Genomic DNA, 2,304 nt, shown 5'->3' with positions numbered 1-2,304 from the left:
TTGTAGTGTAGTAAGGCCCCACCCTACGGGAGCGGGGCTGACGCGAGGGCGACAATCGTCGTCCAACGCCCTTGTTACCGTTGCTCGTGCATCCGACGAATCAGCTCGGGCCAGGCCGGAGCCAGATACCCTGTAGCTGCGGAGAAACGTGAGCCGTTCAGGGAACGGTCTATGACCAGCGTGTCGTCGGGTTGAATCTCGATTGTCTTGCGATATTGCGCCGCCACCAACTGCAGCAGGTCCAATTTGGCGATGGGCTCAGCGGCGACATGATACAACCCACTCAGCTCAGGGTGTGGCACCACGAAATCTTTCATTACCCGAGCCAGCTCGACCGTCGGCAACCCCGAGAAAATGGCCCGAGAGAACCCCTTCACCGCCCCTTGCTGGGAAAGGAACCAATCGATCAGCGCATAATTCGAACTCAGCTCATGACCAATGATAGAGGTACGCAAGGTAATAGCCTGCGGCTGATCATTGAGCTCACCGATGAACTTGGATTTTCCGTACAGGTCCTCGGCGTCGGAAAGATCACGTTCCAGATAGCCACCCTTGCGGCCTGAAAACACACAATCGGTGCTTACGTGAATCAATCGTGCTCCGGCCAGCGCACAGAGACGAGAAAGACGATGCGGCAGCATGGCGTTTATGGGTAATGCCGTGAGAGGGTCCTTGGCATCGGCCAGTTGCTTGATCAGGCCCACGCAGTTGATCACTACATCCGGCCGCACCTTGCCCAGGACGGCAATCAGCATGTCCTGATCCAACACATCGACCCCCGGCACCAAACGGGCCTGATCGGACTCTACAAAAAATTTAAGCCCCGAACGGTTGCGTAGGGTTCCCCAGGTTTCATATTGAGCTTCCTGGGCGAACACCCGGAATACCGCGCTCCCCAACATACCCGTTACGCCCAGAACCAGAATCTTCATCGCTTGCGTTATCCGTTTTTGGTGGGGGCAATTTCTGCTGCATCCGTGCCAGATGCATCCAGACGGAACAACCAGGCTACTAGCACACCCCATAGAAAGAACGTAATGATACCGGGATATGGCTGTCGCATCCCGACCTTGAGGCTGTTGTCTGCCAGTAAGAGAAACACTACGACACCCGCAACACCCAATGTAGCCGGGTGATTCCATAGCACTCCAAAATGACGCAGGAGCCGATGCAACGTCCTTGCAAGCAGGCTCAGTATCGGCAAAAGCGCCAACAGGCCAAAGTTATAGGTGAAGTCCAGATAATAATTATGGGCACTGGGGTAGCTGTTGCGATCTGGGGCGTTAAGATGCCCCAGCAGCAGTGAGTAACCACTCTCACCAATCCCGGCCAGATAGTAGCGCCAGTAGACGATACGTTCCTGCAGGTTTTTCGGCCCACCGCCCTCTATGTCAACACCAAATTTTTGCCCCAGAACCTGAGCGTTCGCAATGTAGTAAAACCCGAGCACCAGGCTTATCAACACCAGTACAAACACCCATGCCGAGCGTCCCGACGAGACGCGCAGGTAACGCACAGAAAAACAGGCCGCACCAACCAATAGAAGGGCCATTGCAAGCATTGCCAAAGAAAGCGCTGCATAAAGCCCCATCAGCAGCGAAAGCAGCAGAAGCCATGGCTGCATACGCGGGCGCTCCCATAAAGCGAACAGCGCAATCAAAAATCCCCCGGCGAACAGTACCGGCACATACTGTAGATGCTGATAAATACTGAATAAAAAAACCGAAGGAGACAGATAGCTCAAACCAGAGCCAAGCGTAAAGGCCAACTGCAAAGGGATAATTACCAGTAGCATCCAGAACAACACAAGCCCCAGACAATTCAACGCCTCGCGACGATAACCAAACTGCTGCCCCAGGACAAGCGCGAACATCGGCAATATATACTGGATCAACAGGATCAACTTGGCTCGTTCGTAAGCACCATGCTCAGAGGCAAGCAGTACCGTACTGAACAACATACCCATGAACGTCAGGAACACCACCACCAGCGTACCCCGCGCCCGGGCATACCCTCCCAACAAAACGATCCCGGCACAACACGCAGCAATGGACAGAGGTAAAGGCAGCAACGACAAATTGCCCTCACTACTGAAATGACCGGACATATCGCGGAACAAACCGTTCGACAGCTGAAAGAACACGGGAACGAATAACAGGAATGCGAGCACCGGCAATATCCAGTGATTGACCCGCGACATAAAGCCCCCCCCCATAAACAACCCCTTGGCCTCAGTGGCATAGAAAATCAGCGAGAGCAGCGCCCCCGACAAGTACAAGGCGGCCAGCGACTCAACGCCTAGAA

2 protein-coding genes are annotated in these 2,304 nt (G+C 54.4%); both read right to left on the bottom strand.

The features are described 5' to 3' along the window. Positions 1-74 precede the first annotated feature (74 nt). The gene (locus tag J0A65_RS22445) at positions 75-932 is read right to left on the bottom strand and encodes a dTDP-4-dehydrorhamnose reductase family protein (protein WP_206596539.1); all 858 of its coding nucleotides are present in this window, start codon (positions 930-932) and stop codon (positions 75-77) included. 8 nt (positions 933-940) lie between these two features. Beyond that, positions 941-2,304: hypothetical protein (locus J0A65_RS22440; protein ID WP_206596538.1), on the bottom strand; the 1,364-nt coding region annotated here is incomplete at its 5' end.

It is taken from the genome of Bowmanella yangjiangensis, assembly GCF_017255015.1.
In the GTDB taxonomy this organism is placed as follows: Bacteria; Pseudomonadota; Gammaproteobacteria; order Enterobacterales; family Alteromonadaceae; genus Bowmanella; species Bowmanella yangjiangensis.
The sequence above is the reverse complement of the archived record's forward strand: the minus strand, read 5'-3'. Positions and strand labels throughout refer to the sequence as shown.

What these genes read in the sequence shown, in the direction of transcription:
- J0A65_RS22445 (WP_206596539.1), bottom strand. Translation starts at nt 932, where the DNA reads ATGAAGATTCTGGTTCTGGGCGTAACGGGTATGTTGGGGAGCGCGGTA.